Source organism: uncultured Ferrimonas sp., assembly GCF_947489035.1.
Classification (GTDB): Bacteria; Pseudomonadota; Gammaproteobacteria; order Enterobacterales; family Shewanellaceae; genus Ferrimonas.
In genome coordinates this window covers 1-986 of sequence record NZ_CANLCI010000061.1, presented here as the reverse complement: position 1 = coordinate 986, position 986 = coordinate 1, and the positions used below count along the sequence as shown (strand labels likewise).

At 44.6% G+C, this 986-nt stretch carries 1 protein-coding gene and 1 rRNA gene; one reads left to right on the top strand and one right to left on the bottom strand.

The annotated features are described in order from the left end of the window. The first annotated feature begins 259 nt into the window (after positions 1 to 259). Positions 260 to 703 carry a hypothetical protein gene (locus Q0796_RS18055; protein ID WP_298445883.1) on the top strand — a complete coding sequence of 148 codons (444 nt, stop codon included), beginning with the start codon at positions 260 to 262 and terminating at the stop codon, positions 701 to 703. Positions 704 to 745: 42 nt separating this feature from the next. On the opposite strand, the gene rrf is transcribed toward Q0796_RS18055, so the two are convergent. Then, positions 746 to 860, bottom strand: a 5S ribosomal RNA gene (gene rrf, locus Q0796_RS18050). Positions 861 to 986 lie beyond the last annotated feature (126 nt).

Below are 986 nucleotides of genomic sequence, written 5' to 3'. Positions count from 1 at the left end.
AGTTGCTGTGCCCCGTCGACAGATGCGCATTATAGGCAGTTCTAACTCAGCCGCAAGGGCTAAATTGAATATTATTTTCGTTCGAATGAATAACCAACTAAGTGCGCTTTTAAGCTGCACATTGCTGTTATTTGACGCAGCCAATTAGGGGTAGTCATTTCATTTATCTGCTGCACCCAGCGCACACACGACAGCACTGTAGATAAAGTGAGCGCACACATCACTCTCGCGCCTATCCAATTCGGGATTATATTTAAAATTGATCGGCATTTTATTGGTCGCGGTGCAGCAACACAGCAAAAACTTGTTTGCTGAGATCAAAATGAGCGTTATCCAAAGCCCCCTGCGTGCAATTAACAACCGAAACAGGTTTGCTTATCTAGCCTTATTATCCAGACAGCTCGAGCTGCCGCTAATAAAAATATCAATTAGCCTCAGCATTTTGCACAAAGAGTATCTAGCGAAAGCCCTTTTTAATGCGCAGCCGGAACGTATCCGCTCAGGTTTTGAGCCATTAACGCGTTATTTTATTTTGCATAACGAAGATATTTTCCTCGACCACTGCCCAATAACTAATTCTATTTCAGGGATTACTGAACTAGTAGATACGAATAAGCCCCAAGAGATGAAACCTGGAGCTTTAGTTATCTATTTTGGTGAAAAACGAAAAAAGCCCGAGTCGTTAGACTCGGGCTTTTCCTAGCTCTTATCTTCATCTTTGACAAAAGATAAGAGCAAAATTAGTGTCTGGCGATGACCTACTCTCACATGGGAACTCCCACACTACCATCGGCGCAACTGCGTTTCACTACTGAGTTCGGCATGGGATCAGGTGGGGCCGCAGCGCTATTGTCACCAGACAAAGCTGTTTGACTACCGTTAGCCTTGGCTAACCATAATCTTAAATTGGTGTCTGACGATGACCTACTCTCACATGGGAACTCCCACACTACCATCGGCGCAACTGCGTTTCACTGCTGAGTTCG